The sequence below is a fragment of the Caulobacter sp. S45 genome (assembly GCF_009765965.1).
In the GTDB taxonomy this organism is placed as follows: Bacteria; Pseudomonadota; Alphaproteobacteria; order Caulobacterales; family Caulobacteraceae; genus CAHJWH01.
The window spans coordinates 112,759-129,713 of the sequence record NZ_LMUL01000005.1 but is presented as its reverse complement, the minus strand read 5'-3'; the positions used below and the strand labels follow the sequence as shown (position 1 = coordinate 129,713).

General features: G+C 64.2%; 14 protein-coding genes and 2 pseudogenes. 6 read left to right on the top strand and 10 right to left on the bottom strand.

The window, feature by feature from the left end:
- Positions 1-31 precede the first annotated feature (31 nt).
- Positions 32-1,225: pseudogene (locus tag GSQ87_RS03650) on the top strand (IS3 family transposase).
- Positions 1,226-1,665: 440 nt separating this feature from the next.
- Here the strand turns inward: GSQ87_RS03650 and GSQ87_RS03645 are convergent.
- Complete coding sequence (locus GSQ87_RS03645) at positions 1,666-3,306, bottom strand: carbohydrate porin (RefSeq protein WP_158913315.1); 1,641 nt, start codon at positions 3,304-3,306, stop codon at positions 1,666-1,668.
- Between the two features lie 408 nt (positions 3,307-3,714).
- Here GSQ87_RS03645 and GSQ87_RS03640 point away from each other — a divergent pair, with 408 nt between their 5' ends.
- Positions 3,715-4,224 (top strand): cupin domain-containing protein, encoded by a 510-nt coding sequence (locus tag GSQ87_RS03640; RefSeq protein ID WP_158913313.1) that lies wholly within the window; start codon positions 3,715-3,717, stop codon positions 4,222-4,224.
- A 13-nt stretch (positions 4,225-4,237) separates the two neighbouring features.
- Here GSQ87_RS03640 and GSQ87_RS03635 read toward each other — a convergent pair whose 3' ends face one another.
- From GSQ87_RS03635 to GSQ87_RS03620, 4 genes are all read right to left on the bottom strand, one after another.
- Positions 4,238-5,065 carry a TIM barrel protein gene (locus GSQ87_RS03635; RefSeq protein ID WP_158913311.1) on the bottom strand — a complete coding sequence of 276 codons (828 nt, stop codon included), beginning with the start codon at positions 5,063-5,065 and terminating at the stop codon, positions 4,238-4,240.
- A gap of 605 nt (positions 5,066-5,670) precedes the next feature.
- Positions 5,671-6,837 carry a permease gene (locus tag GSQ87_RS03630; protein ID WP_158913309.1) on the bottom strand — a complete coding sequence of 389 codons (1,167 nt, stop codon included), beginning with the start codon at positions 6,835-6,837 and terminating at the stop codon, positions 5,671-5,673.
- Positions 6,838-7,153: 316 nt separating this feature from the next.
- Positions 7,154-7,291: a hypothetical protein gene (locus tag GSQ87_RS03625; protein ID WP_158913307.1), complete on the bottom strand. Its 138-nt coding sequence runs from the start codon at positions 7,289-7,291 to the stop codon at positions 7,154-7,156.
- Between the two features lie 415 nt (positions 7,292-7,706).
- Positions 7,707-8,012 carry a hypothetical protein gene (locus GSQ87_RS03620; RefSeq protein ID WP_158913305.1) on the bottom strand — a complete coding sequence of 102 codons (306 nt, stop codon included), beginning with the start codon at positions 8,010-8,012 and terminating at the stop codon, positions 7,707-7,709.
- Between the two features lie 427 nt (positions 8,013-8,439).
- Here GSQ87_RS03620 and GSQ87_RS03615 point away from each other — a divergent pair.
- Positions 8,440-8,893, top strand: a pseudogene (locus GSQ87_RS03615) (ATP-binding protein).
- 395 nt (positions 8,894-9,288) lie between these two features.
- Here GSQ87_RS03615 and GSQ87_RS03610 read toward each other — a convergent pair.
- The 3 genes from GSQ87_RS03610 to GSQ87_RS03600 form a co-directional block, all read right to left on the bottom strand.
- Positions 9,289-9,513 carry an ankyrin repeat domain-containing protein gene (locus tag GSQ87_RS03610; protein ID WP_158913301.1) on the bottom strand — a complete coding sequence of 75 codons (225 nt, stop codon included), beginning with the start codon at positions 9,511-9,513 and terminating at the stop codon, positions 9,289-9,291.
- 766 nt (positions 9,514-10,279) lie between these two features.
- Positions 10,280-10,879, bottom strand: coding sequence for a sigma-70 family RNA polymerase sigma factor (locus GSQ87_RS03605; RefSeq protein WP_158913299.1), 600 nt, complete (start codon positions 10,877-10,879; stop codon positions 10,280-10,282).
- Positions 10,880-10,891: 12 nt separating this feature from the next.
- Complete coding sequence (locus GSQ87_RS03600) at positions 10,892-11,842, bottom strand: hypothetical protein (RefSeq protein WP_158913297.1); 951 nt, start codon at positions 11,840-11,842, stop codon at positions 10,892-10,894.
- 676 nt (positions 11,843-12,518) lie between these two features.
- Here GSQ87_RS03600 and GSQ87_RS03595 point away from each other — a divergent pair.
- Complete coding sequence (locus GSQ87_RS03595) at positions 12,519-14,054, top strand: L,D-transpeptidase family protein (RefSeq protein ID WP_158913295.1); 1,536 nt, start codon at positions 12,519-12,521, stop codon at positions 14,052-14,054.
- Here the strand turns inward: GSQ87_RS03595 and GSQ87_RS03590 are convergent.
- Together GSQ87_RS03590 and GSQ87_RS03585 are read right to left on the bottom strand one after the other, a co-directional pair.
- Positions 13,981-14,595: a murein L,D-transpeptidase catalytic domain family protein gene (locus GSQ87_RS03590; RefSeq protein WP_174241393.1), complete on the bottom strand. Its 615-nt coding sequence runs from the start codon at positions 14,593-14,595 to the stop codon at positions 13,981-13,983. The genes GSQ87_RS03595 and GSQ87_RS03590 overlap by 74 nt on opposite strands.
- 66 nt (positions 14,596-14,661) lie before the next feature.
- Entirely contained in the window at positions 14,662-14,817 is a 156-nt protein-coding gene (locus tag GSQ87_RS03585) for a hypothetical protein (RefSeq protein ID WP_158913291.1), read from the bottom strand.
- 520 nt (positions 14,818-15,337) lie between these two features.
- Here GSQ87_RS03585 and GSQ87_RS03580 point away from each other — a divergent pair.
- Both GSQ87_RS03580 and GSQ87_RS03575 read left to right on the top strand, forming a co-directional pair.
- Positions 15,338-15,730 carry a hypothetical protein gene (locus GSQ87_RS03580; protein ID WP_216838950.1) on the top strand — a complete coding sequence of 131 codons (393 nt, stop codon included), beginning with the start codon at positions 15,338-15,340 and terminating at the stop codon, positions 15,728-15,730.
- Positions 15,667-16,689 (top strand): IS110 family transposase, encoded by a 1,023-nt coding sequence (locus GSQ87_RS03575; RefSeq protein ID WP_158913289.1) that lies wholly within the window; start codon positions 15,667-15,669, stop codon positions 16,687-16,689. Before GSQ87_RS03580 ends, GSQ87_RS03575 begins: the two co-directional genes overlap by 64 nt.
- Positions 16,690-16,955: the final 266 nt, after the last annotated feature.

Below are 16,955 nucleotides of genomic sequence, written 5' to 3'. Positions count from 1 at the left end.
AAATTGAGGGCTCCGGCCCGAGGAGGATCAGATGGGAACCAAGCGTCACAAGCCGGAGGAGATCGTCGCCAAACTGCGCCAGGTTGAGATCGTGACGGCGCAGGGCAAGTCGATCGCAGAGGCGGCGCGCTCGATCGGGGTGAGCGAGCAGACCTATTTTCGCTGGCGAGCCGAGTACGGAAGCATGAAGACCGACCAGGTGAAGCGCCTGAAGGAGCTGGAGACGGAGAACGCCCGGCTGCGGCGGGCGGTGTCGGACCTGACCTTGGACAAGCTGATCCTGACGGAAGCCGCCAGGGGAAACTACTAAGCCCCGCTCGCCGCCGCGCTTGCGTGGACAAGGTGAAGGCCGAGCTCGGTGTATCCGAGCGCCGGGCCTGCCAAGCCCTTGGCCAGCACCGGTCCACCCAGCGCAAGCCGCCGCGCACGCCCGATGACGAGGCGGCGCTCACCGCCGATATCGTCGAGCTGGCCAAGACCTACGGTGCTACGGCTACCGGCGGATCACCGCCCTCCTGCGCAGTGCAGGTTGGGCGGTGAACGCCAAACGGGTGCAGCGGATCTGGCGGCGAGAGGGGCTGAAGGTCCCACAGAAGCAGCCGAAACGGCGCCGCCTGTGGCTCAACGACGGCTCGTGCGTGCGCCTGCGCGCAAGCTGGCCCAACCACGTCTGGTCCTACGACTTCGTCGAGGGGCGGACCCATGAAGGAAGGAAATTCAGGATGCTCTGCCTGATCGACGAGTTCACCCGAGAGGCCTTGGCATCCGGGTGAAGCGCAAGCTCAACTCCACCGACGTACTCGAGACGTTGGCCGATGTGATGATCTGCCGAGGAACACCGGATTACATACGTTCAGACAACGGCCCAGAGTTCATTGCCTTGGCGCTGCGAAAGTGGATCGCCGATGTCGGAACCCAAACCGCCTACATCGAGCCTGGCAGTCCTTGGGAGAACGGCTACTGCGAAAGCTTTAACTCGAAGCTCCGCGACGAACTGCTCAACGTCGAGGTCTTCTACAGCCTACGCGAAGCCGCGGTGCTGATCGAGAGCTGGCGGCGACACTTCAACACCGTGCGCCCGCATAGCTCGCTCGGCTACACTCCGCCAGCGCCGGAGGCGGTCCTGCCCCGCAGCGGAACGGTCGCGCCGTGGCCGGGTGCGCCAGTTTTGAAGGGCGCGCCCCCGGCCAACTCAGACGTGGCGACCGCGCCAACTCTCCACTAACATTCCACTCGGATCACCCCGTGGGGGCAGACCAGCTAATCCGTCATCCCAACCATAGCGCCGCCAAGCGATAACATGCGGCTAGATCGACACGAACCGCCCATTCGGCCGCGGAAGTTTCGCTAAGATGAAGCTTAGCCGCCGCTGGGTTCGAGTTCATCTTATCAATCCGGCCTCGGTGTTCGTGATTATTGATGGATTATTCGATTGTGTATATTCATGCCGTTGTCGGTGGCAGCAAATCCATTTCCTCTCGATAAATCGAGATCGTGATAATGACCGCACATTCTTCTGCTCGGCTCGAAGCCGTTGTCGAGCTGGAACCACTCGCTTCACCCACATAGGTGTTATTTTCGGTGGATTTCTACCCCACGATTTCCGCCGCCCGACATAACTTGTCAGCTCCATCACGCCTGCGGTCCTTCCGAATGGTCCTGGCCTCAATGCGGCTGGGGCAGGCCGAACAGCACGTCGAAGCGGATAACGGCGCGCGCACCCACCGACCAGGCGTGGGTGTCCTTGGGATCCGGCACCGCCTCGCTAACCTGGTCCGGGTCGTGGACATACTGGACGAAGGGGTAGACGTTCAGGCCAGGAGCCACGGCGAAGCCGTAGTTCACTTCGAAATCCGTCTCGTCGCTCATCTTGTAGTCAATCCCGTGAGCCTTGGCGATCAGCTCGCGACCTTCTCGTTGCCGGTTGTCGATCACCTTGTAGGAGACCAAGAAATTGATCGTATCTGCGGCGCGTTGAGAGAGCGGGCCGGTGAGAATGAAGCCGCCCATGTACTGTTGCTGATCGTCCTGCAGCCCCGTCACGTCCCAATCGCCGCTGTAGAACAGCGAAACTCCGCGAGTGCTCCTCGGGTCGTTGCTGAAGCGATAGACCGTCTGCTGCAGCCCGGTGAAGATACCGAACGTGCCTTGATTGAGGAGCGGCGCGCCGGGATGGGTCGCGGCGGGCAACAGCTTCGCATTCAGGAACTTGTCGGGGAACGGACCGCTGTCGTAGTAGCCGCCGATATGGAAGTTGGTTGGATATAGCGAATCCAGCGGCGAGGTGACGTAGCCGAGCTGGACCGGGAAGTACGCCCCGTTGGCCTCGTTGATGCCCCAGTCGCGTCCGGGCCAGCCGAGGTGGGTCTCGGTGGTGACCTCGAGCGGCTGATTCTCATAGACACCGCCCTTGAGATACCAGTGATCCGCCGGGTGGATGGTGATGAACCCACCCCACGAGCCAACGTAGTAAGGGGCCTTGTTCGAGTTCAGCGCGAACGCATTGGAGTTGCCGCATGAAACGCTGAAGAAGCTGCAGTACCACTGGGCCTGGTGGATGCCGGGCGACAGATAGGGCGTGGCGGTGTAACCGGTTTCCATGCGGCCCAATGTGATCTGCAGGGCGTGGTTGAAGAAGCTTTGGCTGTAATAGAAGTTCACCAGACGGACCTCGTCGCCACCGCCGTAGGGCGTGAAGGTCTGGGAGCCGGTGATGTTGGTGCCGGCGAGCGTACTGCCCAGCTGGTGGCTGAAGGTGAAGTCGATCAGGCCACCCTTGAGTCCGAAAGCCTTTTCGGTGTCGACGTCAGCGCCCCAGTAGCCGAGGTTGAAGATGGCGCTTCCTCCTTTGTGGCCGCCATCAATGACCGAGAGATCCGAAATCTGAGTGGCCCCATGCAAGTAGACGCCGTGGCTGGCCAGCGACTGACCCAGGGGCGCGCCAAAGGTGGCCAGGTTGAACAGGTAGCCCGGGTTCTCGCCGACGACCTGAAAGGCCTGGCTCGTCGGCGTCGGCGTCGCGCCGGTGATGCGGGTGTCGCTGAAGCCGCCCTCGGGCGTGGTCTTCTGGCTGGGGGTGGTCGCGTAAGGCGCCGTTGAGGCCGGAGCGCTTCCCTTGTCGCCTTGAACCACCACGGGCGGCATTTGCGCGTTCGGCATCGACTGGGCGGGCGCCTGTGGGTCGGTGGGCGCGGTCTGCGCCAAGGACGCGGCGGGCGTCGCCAGCAGGGCGAGCAGGCTCATGGAAGCCGAGGCTAGAAGTAGGCGGGCCTTGGTGCGCGAGCCGCCGGGCGCAGAGCTGGGCATTGAATTCCCCCGTTTTATAATTATTAAGGCGATTTAAGCATTTTCATTTATTGACGTCTCGTCAATTCCGCTAGCGGGACGTGCGCTGACGCTATGGTGGAGATGAGGTGTTCTCTGCGCCACACTCGTCGCCAATGGTCTCCAAGCCTCTCGGCAGACGTCCTGACGGTGGCGAAGGTGCTCTTTTTGACCGCTTCGATAATTAGACGGCAGGGCAGCTCCAAGGTCGGCTAGATCCTGTCCTCGTGCGCTGCGCGCCTACGTCACGCAGGGCCAAGGCTCGCCAATCTAAAGTTGCGCATCTTCCGCTTCAGCGTATCGATAAACCTGTGGGACGATGGACGCCGCGGATGGCGAGAGGGTCCGAACCGGATAGTCTTTGGGACGAACGAAAGACGGGAGGAAGACATGAAGACTGTGCTCGCAGCCGCCCTCGCCGCCGTCACGGTCGGCGGGTCGGCCCCGGACATTTCCAGCCTCGATCCCGCGGCGCTCAAGGCGCTGATCCCCGAGCATATCCCCTGGAAACCCGGCCAGAACGGGAACCAATTCGCCGTCCTGGTCGGCGACCAGTCCAAGCCTGGTTTCTATGTGGTGATGAACCGCTTTCAGCCCGGAAATTTCGACCAGCCGCACTACCACGCCAACGACCGCTACATCCTGGTCGTTTCGGGAACCTGGTGGGTGGCTACGGGCATGACATACGACCCTCTGCACCGCACTGTGCCTTTGAGTGCCGGGACCTTTGTCCACCACGTCGCCCGCCAGGTCCACTACGACGGCGTTCGTCCCGGCTCCGGCCCGGTGGAGCTGCTGGTGTTCGGCCAAGGCCCTGGCGACCGGATCGAATGCACGGGTCCAAAGGCCGACAACGGCCCCGGCCCCTGCGCCGACGCAAAGGCCAGGGAAGCGAAATGAGGCGCGGCCTCGCCTAGACGTCTAGCAGCGCCACCGCCTCCGCCAAGCTCTTAAGGGGGTCGGCGCCGGGACTCGGCCGCCATTCGTGGCAGACATAGCCGTCGTAATCGAGCCCGGCGATCACACGGGCGATGGCGCGGTAGTCGACCTCCTGGCGGCCGTCGATCTCAGTCCGGGCGGGTACGCCGGCGACGTGGAAATGCCCGATCAGCTTCTGGTCGCGACGGATGGTGGCGGTCAGGTCGCCGTCCATGACCTGCAGGTGATACAGGTCGCAGAGCAGCTTGACGTTGGGCGAGGCGACCCGGGTCGCGACCTCGACGCCCCAATCCCAGTGGCCAAACACCATGTCCTCGCGGCTCAGGTCAGGGTCCTTGCGCTTGTCGTTGACGTTCTCGATGCACAAGGTCACCCCGGCCGCCTCCAGCTTTGGAGCCAGCCGCTTCAGCACCACAACTGCATTGTCGGCGGCCTGGGCGTAGGTCAGGCTGCGGCGCTGACCGGCGGTGATGCCGATACGCTTCGCCCCGGCCTTGGCGCACGTATCGATCTGGGCGCCGATCACCTTCACGACGTTCTCGTGCACCTCAGGGTGCACCAGTCCAGTCAGGTAGTCGGGTGCGGAGAGACCTGGGCCGACAAGCAGCGGCTCAAGCCCATGATTGCGCAGGACCGGCCAGTCCTGGGGTGGGATCAGGTCGAACCCGGCGACGCCGAGCTTCACGGCCTCCTGGCACATCTGGTCGAAGCTGAGTTTGCTGTCGCGACCGAAATTGATCTTCCACAGGCCCTGCTTGATTCGCTTTCGCGCCGGCGCAGCCGCGTGGACCAACGCCGGCAAGCCGGCCGTCGCTGAGGCTCCTCCGATTACGGCCAGCAACGTCCGTCTATGCAGGACGAGCGGCAAGCTCAGGCTGCGCATCTTAGGCTTCCTCCAACGCGACCGCCGGTGTCGTCCCAGCGCTTATGGAGGCATATCAGCCCTTCGCGGAGAGCTTGGCTAGAGCGTCGGGCCCTCCACGCGGCGCAAGAAACGGCTTGCCAAGTCAACCATAGCCTGGATTGATTCAACACACGCCGATCGGAGCTGACAAGTTAAGTCGAGCGGCGGAAATCGTAGGGTGGGAACCCACCGAAACATTACCTATGGGGTGTAATGAGAGGTTCGGGCTCGGAAATTACGCGGCTAGATGGCAAATTTCACCGCCTGTGACTGGCTTAGCACTTAACTTGTCAGTTCCCACGCCGGCAGCGGGCAAAACCGAGCGGATGGCGTCCATCAGGAAGGCTTTGTGGCGCAATCGAATCTTGATCCTCTACAAGGGCTGCGAACGCCCAACCGAGCGGGCGCTACTGATGGGGTTCCATCAGGAGTCCGACCTTGCGCAGAGCCGAGGGCGATAACGAGGTCGAGGGGCACTGGCAGTCCCTAATTCGTCGATCCTGTCACCGACCATGACCCGTGTGATGTTCGGGGCTATGATCGACGGACCCGCCCATCATCCTGAGCATCTGCGGCCCTCCCGTCGTCAGGAAGCGCCAGAGGAGAATGGCGGCGAGAGTCAGGAAGCCGAGATTCAGGAAGGTCGTGTAGTTCCACGACAGGCCTTCCTGCAGGATCGCTGCATTGTGCCGGGTCGGAACGAGATGCAGCAGGCTGAAGACGATCTCGATGACATATCCAGCCCAGGCCATGGCGGCGTAGAAGATTACAAACAGGATCGCCGCCACCTTCAGCCCGTAATAACGCCGATAGATGTCGAGGATAGGCAGGACGATCAGATCGGCGAAGATAAACGCGATCACGCCCCCGAAGCTCGCGCCGCCGTTCCACAGCACCGCAGCGAGCGGAACATTGCCCACCGAGCAGACGAAGGTGACCATCCCGATCAATGGCCCAACCAAGGGCCCGATGATCTTCGAGACTGTTGGGTCCTGAGCCACGAACACTTTCGCCCAAAAATCGCTCGGGATCCAGGCGGCCAGGGCGCCGGCGATCAGCAGGCCCAGGGCGATGTCGAACCAAAGCGAAGCCCAGTCCATCCAGAAATAGTGGGCGGTGGCGGTGAACCCTTTCGCCGACGTGAGACGCTTCCAAATCGGGCCATCGGTCACCGCCATGTCCATCGCGGCATGGCCCTCCATGCGGCCGGCGACGCCCTCGTCGGCTTGGGTCTTGGCTTCCTTGACGAGGCCCTTACGCATCACCAAGCGCAGAAGGGCTGTGACCAGCACGATCATCACCAAACCGCCGGCCCAGGTTGCGGCCGTGAACCGCCAACCGAGCAGGATCGCCAGGATCAATCCCAATTCGATCACCAGGTTGGTGGAGGCGAACTGAAACGCCATCGCGGCGCTGAAATTTCCTCCCTTGCGGAAGATCGAACGCGCAATGGCGACCGCGGCGTAGGAGCAGGATGACGAGGCCGCGCCCAGGGCGGACGCCTTCGCGATCGTGTCCCACCGATCGTCGGGCAGGAGCCTGGCCATCTCCTTGTGGCTAACCACAGTCTGGATTGCGCCGGAGATGAGAAAGCCAAGGATCAGGGCCCAAAGGATATCCCATGCCATCATCCCTGCCATCTCCAGGGCCTTCAGGATAGCATCAAGCATCAGACGGTCCTTTGAGGCGGACGGAGCGTACGCAACCCCTAATGCCCGAGGTGGCGTTTGAGGCCCGCTCTATTCCAGCCGAGGCTGCTGGTAGGTCACCGAGAGCCGGTCCGGCGAGCTCGCAGGGTCTGTCAAAAGAACCGTCCCAGCCGGTCCTGACCAGCGCATGCGGACTCGCTGCAGTGTCCGTCCCCGTCTGAAGTCTGGCTGCGTGTCGAAGCTTTGTTGATCGAGGGGATCAGAATTTGGCAATGGGCGCATGTCGCCTAAGGGCGCTACTCCCAGCATCGCGCGTCAAGCGGTTAGTCGTATGGCCTCACCAAATGCGCACCCGCTGTTGCGGCGGCAGATAATAGGCGTTGGCCGGCTTTCCACCAAAAGCGGCATACCAGGCGTCGACGTTGCGGGTCGGGCCGATCACGCGAAAGGCGCAGGGCGAGTGGGGGTCGCTCACCACCTGCTTCTAAGGGACGATCCTGACCGAAGGCGTCGCGCTCTGCTGCCAACACGGTGCGCTGAGCTACAAGCTGTGCGTCTTCGTCGACGACCAGATCGACCACTCCCCACCGGCTTGACTGCGCGCCTGGCGCTGGCCGCGGCCAGCGACAAGATCGCGGTAGGCCGTGCGCGCGAGATTCGCGGTGTGTCCGGCCAGGCTCATGGGCGCGCTGGCCTCGGTCGTCGAGCGGACCCTCGCGCGCATGCGGATCGAGGGCCGTACCTTCTACATGACGCGCACGGACTTCATCCGCGAGGCCGCCGCTCCGTTCGCCGACGGCTTTTATCCTGCCGACCCGTTTCGACGACCCTTACGGCCTAGCCAGTCGCAACCTGTCCCCGGGCTCGCCGCGAAGCGCCGCCGGTGCGCCTCACATGGAGCCGGCGCGCGCCACGGTCGTTTTGGAGGCGGTGGCGCCCAGCCGGTCGTCGGTCGCCTTGGCGGCGGCCGCGGCGGTCTTGTAGAAACTCTGCACATCGCAGTTCCAGCGCGGGCACATAAGCTCTACGGCCTGATCGGCGGTGAGCGGCGGGTTCAGCCAGTTACGATGGGCAGGGGCTTGCGGCGCAGCCGCAGCGACGGCCGCCTCCTTAGCGGCGGGCGGTGTCTGTTCGGCATGAGCCGACGCGGCGACCCCGGAGGCGAGGAGGGAGAGGATGAGGAGGGAACGAGTCATAGGAGTCTCCTGGTTTCGGAAAACTCCTCCCGGGCGTGCGGCTTCTGTAGGCGGCCTGTGTAGACCACTTAGGGAACCGCACGCCAAAGCCCAAGCTTGTCGCGATCAAATTATGTTGCAGTGCAAAAACTGCGCGTGAAAACGCGTGCGAGGGGCCGTCCGCCTCGAAACCGGCACGGGGCGATCATGGCTTGCCGTGATCCCTTCACGACAGGCTTGTGTAAGCTTCGACCCTTTAGCGTCGCCCGTACAACGGTCGGGCTGCGACTAAGGGAGCTTGCATGGCGACAACTCCAATGCAGTCCTGCGCAGGCATTTAGAAGAAGTCCCATCCTCCAGATCCAGGCTGAAGGGCGGGGCGGCTGACCATTAGAGTCGCGCCAAAGGTGGATGAGGTGGTGATCGGCGACGTCGTGCAGGTCGCCAGGTGGTGACCAATCTGCTCAGCAACGCTGCCAAGTTCACCGAGCGAGGCGAAATCATCCTGACCGTCGACCGTATCTCTACGGGACGGACGCGGTTTTGCGTCACCGACACCGGGGTCGGCTTCGACATGGCGGACAAGGCCAAGGTGTTGGGCGCTTTTAGCAGGCGACAGTTCAATCACGCGTCGCTTCGGCGGTACAGGGCTGGGCTTGTCCATCTGTTGCGAGCTTGCAGCTTCGATGTCAGGCGTTCTGGATTGCGACAGTACGCCTGGGCGCGGTTCGCGTTCTGGCTGGCGCTGCTGCTGGAACCCGCCTCGGAGGTGGTCGGGCCCGTTGTGGAGGATGGCTCTGCCGCTCCGTCCAGCGAGGCGCTGCACATCCTGCTTGCAGACGACCACCCGACCAATCGGAAAGTGGTCGAGCTCATGCTCGATGGCGGGCTGGCTGAACTGACTTCCGTGGAGGACGGGCCAGGCTAGAGATGTTCCGCAAGCGCCGGTTCGAGCTGATCCTGATAAACATGCAAATGCCGGTCATGGATGGGCCCACCGCTATTGCGGAAATCCGCCGCCTAGGCGCCAACGAACGCCAATCATCATGCTCACCGCGAACGCCGATGTTGGGGCGGTAACTTGGTCCGGAATACCCCGGAACCCACCGTCCGCAATGTCCGGAATCGGGAAGGGGTAACTTCGTCTGAATTACCTCCGGAAGCCGCCGTTAGCGGTGGCCGTGAGGGCGATCCAGGCGTCTGGAATCCGGCAGGAGGGGGAGGTCGGTTGTGGGCGCAGGACACCCCTTACCCATCCGAGCCTCGCTCCGACCTCACCCCTCCGGTCGATTGAACCTCACGGAATGAGGCCAATAGATTTCTTGAGCGCCGCGTCGCCTTGAACCGCGGCCATGTCTCTCGCGCTCTTACCTGCCCGGTTGCGCCGATTCAGGTTGGCCCCGCGGCGGTACAGGATGGCCGCGAGGTCGGGTCTGTCGGCCTGGATGCTTTTCATCAGGGCGGTATTCCCATCGGCATCAACGGCGTCGACGGGGGCGCCCTGGTCGAGGAGCGCCTCCAATTCCGTGGCCGATCCGGTCGCGGAAGTAGCCCGAAGGGCTGCGCCCAAGTCCGGTAGCGAGGCCGCTACAGCTGCCGGCGGAGCGTACGAGAACGCTCTCCCAGTCCTCGCCATGGAGGCGGGAGGGGCTGGCGAGGGTTCAGCCAGGGGCGGAGGCGGCATGGGGGCGGGTGCGGCGGGAGGCGCCGGAGTGGGGACGGGCTTGGGAGTGGGCGGTAGCGGCAGGGGCGGCGTCGGGACCATCAATGTCGGGGCAGCGAGAAAGGCACGGCCGGGCGGCTCTGCAGATGACGACTTCGCCGGCGGCGCGGCGTCCGGGTCCTCCCGTCGCCGAAGTGGCGGCGGCAGCCTGGACGCCTTGAGCACCGCATTGGAAGTTTTAGGCGACGGAGGTATGGCCTTTTTGGGGGTCGCTTCTTGGTTCGGTTCGGTGTTCGAAGCCGCCGGCCGCGCGCTCGTGGGCGGCGCCGTCGGCGCCTGCGGTTGAAACGGGGGATAGATCCTTAGGGCCACGAAGATGCTCAGCCCCGCGACACAGGCCGCCGGAATCCAGGCGGCGCGTCGCCAGCCGTCGAGCCGCCGATCGGGCCGACGTGCGGGTGTCGGGCGTGACGCCAGCGTGGCGACCGGCTTGCGCGCAACGGCCGCGAGCACGGCTGCGCGCCGGTCCGCCCGCGCAGCCTCGTCGCTCAGGACCGCCTCGGCCTGGGCGTAGGCCGTGTCGATCGGATCGCGCTCGGCGTCGTCGGTGTCGGGGGTGTGGTTGTCAGACATGGTCCGACCTTTCGCCGGCCAGCGCCTGCCTCAGCTTGGCGCGAGCATAACGCAGACGGCTCTTGGCCGTCTCGACCGAGACGCCGCTCGCCTGGGCGATCTCCTCCAAGGAAAGACCCGCGTCGGCGAACATAATGAAGGCGCCACGCTGCTCGAGCGGCAGCGTCTCCACCGCCGTGACAAGCCGTTCCACCAACTCGCGGGACTCCACCCGATCCAGAGGCGTGGGGCCGGGATCGGGGACCAACATCGCGGAATCGTCCAGGTCGGATCTCAGGGGGACGACCCTCTGCCGTCGATGGTGGTCGAAGACCTTGCGGCGCGCGATCGTGAACAGCCAGGTCGCGAAACTGGCCTTGCCGGGATCGAAGTCGGCCGCGGCCCTGGCGATCGCGATCCAGACCTCCTGGTGCACATCCTCGGCGGCGGCGGCGTGGGCCGTCCCCAGCATCCTGCGGATGAACAGGAAGCACGGCCGATCATAGCGGTCGTAGAGGCGTGCGAACGCCTGCGGGTCCGCGGCGTCGTGGGCGCGCAGCAGTTCGGCGTCGTTCGGCGGATCCGGCTCCATCGCCTCCAAGTCTAGCCGCACCTGCCATGGCCCCTAGGGTTGGCGCGGAGGGTCTGGAACATAGCCGGTTCCGTCCGAAGCGGAGGGGAAGGGGCGCGGGTGGCCGCCGGGCGCCGGGAGGTGGGGGATGACGCCGCTCGCCACCAGGTTGGCGTAAGAGTCGTACTCGATCTGGCGCGTGAACTGCGGATAGGGCGTCGCCCGCTCGAAGCTCACGGTGTTCACCACCGACCATTCCCTAGCGCCATGGGCTGTGCCGAGCTTCTCGCCAGCTGGAAGGGCGGAGCTGCCGCGAGCCAAGGCGCTCCGAGGCGTGGCGACACGAGACGCCGGAGCCAGAGGCGCAGGCGCAGCGAGCGGGGCCGGAGCGGGGACGGGCATTGGAGTGGGCGGGAGAGGCAGCGGCGGGGTCGGGACGCCCACCGGAGGAAGTCGATGGGCCATTGGCGATGCGCGCGCCTTGTCAGGCCGCTCGGAGGTCATCGACACGGAAGGAACGACTTCGGCCTTCTCCTTGAACACGGCGAAGCCGATGACGCCGACGTCGAGCGGCCGACCCGTGCGGGCGGCGTAGGACTGCGGCAGCGGGGCGAAGCTGAAGCTGGCGACTTCGGTGTCGGACTTGCGCCATCCGGTCACGTCATAGGAGTCATGCGCCGTGAAGACGTAACCCCTCTGCTCGTAGCTCGCCGTCTCCCCTGTCAGGATGTTCACCCCGTCGACCGACATGACCACGAGAACCCGGCCATCGGTGTTGTTGGTGATCCGCAGGCCGTAGCGTGCACCAGGTTGTCCCGCCACGAACAGTCGGCCGTGATGGCGCCAGATCCGCAATTCCTCGCCGGTATCCCGATTCATCACTTCGAGGGTGACAGGCTCATGGCGGCCTTGGGCTCGCACCTTCCCCGCCAGCCCGGCGACCGCGAGGGCCGCTGCCATGAGCATCATGTTCTGCAGAAAAATCCTCGCCCCGACCGTCGCCATGCGCGTCTCCTGTACCCGTCATTGAGGGAATACGCATCGAGACAGCGAACGGGGTTACGAGCGGGACCGTTGTTGTTAGCGGCGGCCGCTCCTGTCGCGGTCGCTAGCGCCTAGGCTATGCAACGGCGTGGCCGTGCTCCACGACCGGCACGCAGATCACCCCCTGTGAAGGTCATAACTGAGGAGCGCCGATGGGCTAGCGGCCTGACCCGTGCGCCCAAAGGGTCTGGCCTTGAAGCCGCTTCACTGTTTGGACGGTAATCTCGTCCGGACTACCCTTCAAAGCCGCCGTTGAGGGCCATCTTGAGTAGCAGCCTTACGCGATCCAGAAGTCTGGAATCGGGTGGGAACCGCATGTCGGCGATGGGGCGCAGTCTCGCCGGCATGCGCCCCTGTCTGGCTCGATGTCTCGCCTCGAGAGTGATTTCAAATCGATCTATCTAGGAGCTGAGCGCGACTTGGGACGTGAACGGCCAAGAACTTGCTTCGCTGGGCGTCGTCCGTGTGCAAAACCAGCGGTGCAAACTGCACGTTCGTGGCGGGATGCCGAACTCGACGAGCGCGTGAGGAAATGGCCTGGGATTGGCCGTCTGAAGTCTAGCTGCATGTCGAGGCTTTGTTGGTCGAGGGGTTTGCGTCTGTGGGCTTGCATTGGGCCGGGTGGGACTTCCGCGTCATGAGGCTCGCGGTTGCGGGACTGTCGCTCATCACCGCTCTCCAGCTAACCGCCTGCCACAAGACTTCCCAAGGTCCGGCGACAATCGCCGCTTCGCCATCGCTCCCGCCGCCACCTCCACCTCCGCCGCCATTCTCAGCCCAAGATGCGGCAGAGGCGCTGGACACGCTCAAGCACGCCCAGGACCATGGCTTCGCCGCCGCGCGCTTCCGCACGGAAGAGATCGAGCGCGAGCTGGGCTCCGATAACGCCTCTGAGCGTGCGGAGGGCCAGCAGCTGTTGAGGACCGCCGTCCTGGACTACGCCCGCGCCCAGCACGGACTGACGATCCCGGTAGGCGCCCTACCGCGAGCCTGGAACCAGCGGCCGTCGCGCTACGATGCCGGGTCGGAGCTGAACGCAGCGTTGCGGGGTGGCTCCATGCGGGCTTGGCTCGACGGCCTTCCACCCCAAACGTCGGACTATCGCGTCCTGCAGGCGGCCTATGTCGAGGCGACGAGGGACCACCCGGATCGCACCCGCCCTCGGGTCGAGGTCACGCCCTTGGACCTAGGCGAGCAGGACGCCCGCACGGAAGCGCTGCGCAAGCGCCTGGCGCTTGAAAAGCCCGAACTGGCGGACATCGACGCCGACGCTCCCGTGGACCAGGATCTTGTCGACGCGCTCAAGAGCTACCAGGCCCACCACCACCTTGAAGCCTCTGGCGTCGTCGACGAGGCCACCGTGGCGCAGCTGAACGCGCCGGTCATGAGCCGGGCGGCGAGGCTGCGCGTCAATATGGAGCGGCTGCGCTGGCTTCCACATCCGGAACCGGATCGCCGGATCGACGTCAACATCGCCTCGGCGGAACTGACATATGTCCGCAACGGGGAGGTCTCGACGCAGATGCTGGCGGTGGCCGGCAAGCTTGGTGACGAGACGCCGATCGTCAGCTCGGCGATCGACAGCATCGTGCTGGATCCGCCCTGGTATGTGCCCAACGATATCGCCCGTCGCGAGATCCTGCCTAAGGGAGCGGCCTACATGCAGTCTCGTCATTTCGTCTGGCGCGGCGGGCGATTGATCCAGCAGCCAGGACCCAAGACCGCGCTTGGACTCGTGAAGTTCGACTTTCCCAACCCTTATTCGGTCTATCTGCACGACACGCCGTCGAAGGCGAGTTTCAGCCTCGCTCAGCGGACGGCCAGTCATGGCTGCGTGCGGGTCCAACATGCCGTCGAGCTGGCCAGGATCCTTGCCGCGGAGGAGCCGGGGATGTCGGCCGACCGCGTCGACAAGGTCTTGTCGTCGGGTAGGACGGTGCGGCTGAAGCTCAGTCAGCCGGTGCCGGTGCGGCTGCTGTACCTCACCGCGGAACCGAAGGGGGATGAGGTCGTCTACCACCCAGACGTCTATAGCTGGGATGCCGAGCTTCTCGGTCTGCTCGATCGCTACTCGGCGCCGCGGCGACGGCCCAAGGGGTCTAGAGTTTGGTCGCGACCAGCAGGCGGCCGGGTCCAAGGCGAGCGAGCACCTTCGACAGGTCCGACGGACTGACGGCGAAACAGCCCTCGCTGCGCCCAAGCCTGCCGTGCTCGATGACCACGCTCGGCCCGACATACCAAGCCGAGTGGACCACGATGCCGCGCTCTTCAGCATTGCAGTTGGTGGAGTCCAGGCCGTGCAGACGCATCGAGCGGCCGTGCTCGCCGACGTAATACTCGCCGGTGACGTAGTCGCCCTGTGATGTCGCCGCCGAGCCCGAGAGGTTGGAAAAGCTTTGCAGCCAGCCGGTGTGCTCCGGGTCGGATCCGCGTCCATGGGCGACCAGCAGGGTCTCGACCTTGCCCGCGGCCAAGTCGATCAGATGAAACCGCGGGATGCTGGACGGCTTCGTGAAATCGGCGACTCCTACAACGTCACGGTGTTGAATCCGCCCCCCAGCGCGGGCGAGCCCTGCCTTCGCAGTGGCCACGACTCCATCGGCCTCGGAGGCGAACGCGCGGCTCGCCAGCGGACAGAGGGCGAGCGAGGCGAAGGAGGCCTGCAGGAAACCACGACGGGTGCGGGCGGTGGACTTGAGCGGGTCTGGGTTCAAAGCGGAACTCTCGGACAACGGGCGCGATCAAGATCGGCGGAGCGGGAGCGGCGGTTCTAAACTGACCTATGAGATTGTAAGTGCAATGGAGGAGGCGACCGGCACGTTGTCGCACGACATGACCGAGGCGATGTCGCAGTCGCCGCTTGGATCACTGAGCAGCGGCTTGTATGTCTCGACGGTGCGATAGCCGTCCGCCCTGACCACAGCGGATGCGCGCATTGGTCGCCGCCGTCTTAAGCAGCCGACCTTGGAAATCGTTCGCGATGTTTGAAGTCGAGGCGGTGAAGATTAGGTATGCTCGAGGTGGAAGGCCCGCACCCGGTCATTTGCCCCCCGAAGTTGGCTGACTATCCTTTGAAGGCGCTCGGCCTTCTTCGCAGACGCGGCGATACGCCGTGCGTCTACAGAGAGATTGTTCGCGATTTGGGTTTCCATACGTCTTCTTAGCCAAGACAATCCTCTCTAGGCGTTAAGACGCTGCGGATTTTAGGGCGCGGGTGGAGGTCGCCTCTCTGGAACAGCGGCGCGTAGCCAAGGGTTGAGCGATTCCGACCTGTTCGCCTGCGAGCGGACGTCCAGCTCGGCCTTAGTGTGTCGCCCACAACAAGGGCCCGCGGTCCCACAACCCGCCATCCGCGACGTCCGGAATAGGGGCGACGTGATTTCGTCCGCATGACCTCCGAGGGCTCTGTCAGGTGAAATGTACCTTGCGGTGAGCGCGGCGGGGGTAGGGAGGGGGATGCCCCGCCGGAAGCCCCCGCCCAACCCGTTCCGCTGGTTTGACTCGTCGCCGGAGGTGATCCGGCTGGTGGTGATGATGTACGTCAAATACCCGCTGTCCCTGCGCAACGTTGAGGACCTGCTTCACGAGCGGGGCATCGACATTTGCCACGAGACGGTGCGGCTGTGGTGGCCCCGTTTCGGGCCGATGTTCGCCAATGAGATCCGCAAAAAGCGGGTCGAGGCGATGCGCCAGCATACCCACTGGCGGTGTTGGGGTGGACGGCCCCCAACGGCATCGATGTGCCAGACTGAGGTCGTTTTAGATCTCAAGGGAGGAGGCCGTCCGTGGACCAGATTAGCCGCATCGGAATGGATACGTCCAAAAACGTTTTCCAACTCCATGGCGTGAACGCCGCTGAGCAGCCGGTCCTACGCCGGAAGCTGCGGCGCAAGGACATGGTGGCCTTCTTTGAGCGCCTGGCTCCGACGGTGGTGGCGATCGAGGCCTGTGGCGCCTCGCATCATTGGGCGCGGCTGCTGGGGTCGTTTGGCCATGAGGTGAAGCTGATCGCGCCTCAGCTAGTCAAGCCGTACGTCAAGCGCGGGAAGAACGACGCGGCCGACGCCGAGGCGATCTGCGAGGCGATGAGCCGGCCGACGATGCGCTTCGTGCCGGTGAAGACGGCCGATCAGCAGGCAGCCTTGATGTTGATGGGCCTGCGCGACCGGCTGATCGGCAATCGCACCCAGCTGGCCAACGCCATCCGCGGCTATGCGACAGAGTTCGGTTTGACCGCCGCTGCCGGGTTGGCTCATCTCGGCCCGCTGCTGAAGCGAATCCAATCCGACAACGGTCTGCCGTCCTTGGCTCGAGAACTGTTCGCTCTGCAGCTGGGGGCGCAGATCGACCAGCTGGAGCTCAAGCTCAAGGCCTGGCGTCGAGCCAATGACTGTAGCCGCCGGCTGGCCGAAATCCCGGGTCTGGGTCCGGTGGGCGCCGCCATGCTGCAAATGAAGACCCCCGCGCCCGAGCTGTTCCGATCAGGTCGGCAGTTCGCCGCCTGGCTTGGGCTGACGCCGAAGGATTATTCGACCGGCGGCAAGGTCAGACTCGGCGTCATCACACGAGCCGGCGACGAGGGCCTCCGAAGCGTGTTGGTGGTAGGGGCCACCGCGGTGCTGCGACATCACAAAGGCGGTGAAGGCCGAGGGGCGCTCGCCTCCTGGCTTGACCAGCTTCTCAAGCGCAAACCGCTCAAGTTGGTTGCCGTCGCCCTGGCGAACAAGATCGCCCGCATCGCCTGGAAGCTCATGCTGACAGGCGAAAGGTATCGCCTCAATCCAGAGCCGGCCGTCGCGGGCGCATAGAGATCAGCCACCCCGGGGAGCAGCTCTATGCAACCGGGATGAGCCGATGCCAGAACTTGCAAGTTGTTAGCAGGTGGTGTGATCGATAGATCCAAAGACGCGAGATAATCCGTAGATGCCAGTGGCCCTTCAGGTCGCGGCGGTGTTGGGAACTCGCGTCGCGGAAGCCATCTTGGCCAGCGTTCGTAAGAGCGCATTGAAGGCCGGACATATGAACGCAAGCGATCTGATCAATTAGCTGAATACATCTTGCAGGGAGGGGGTCA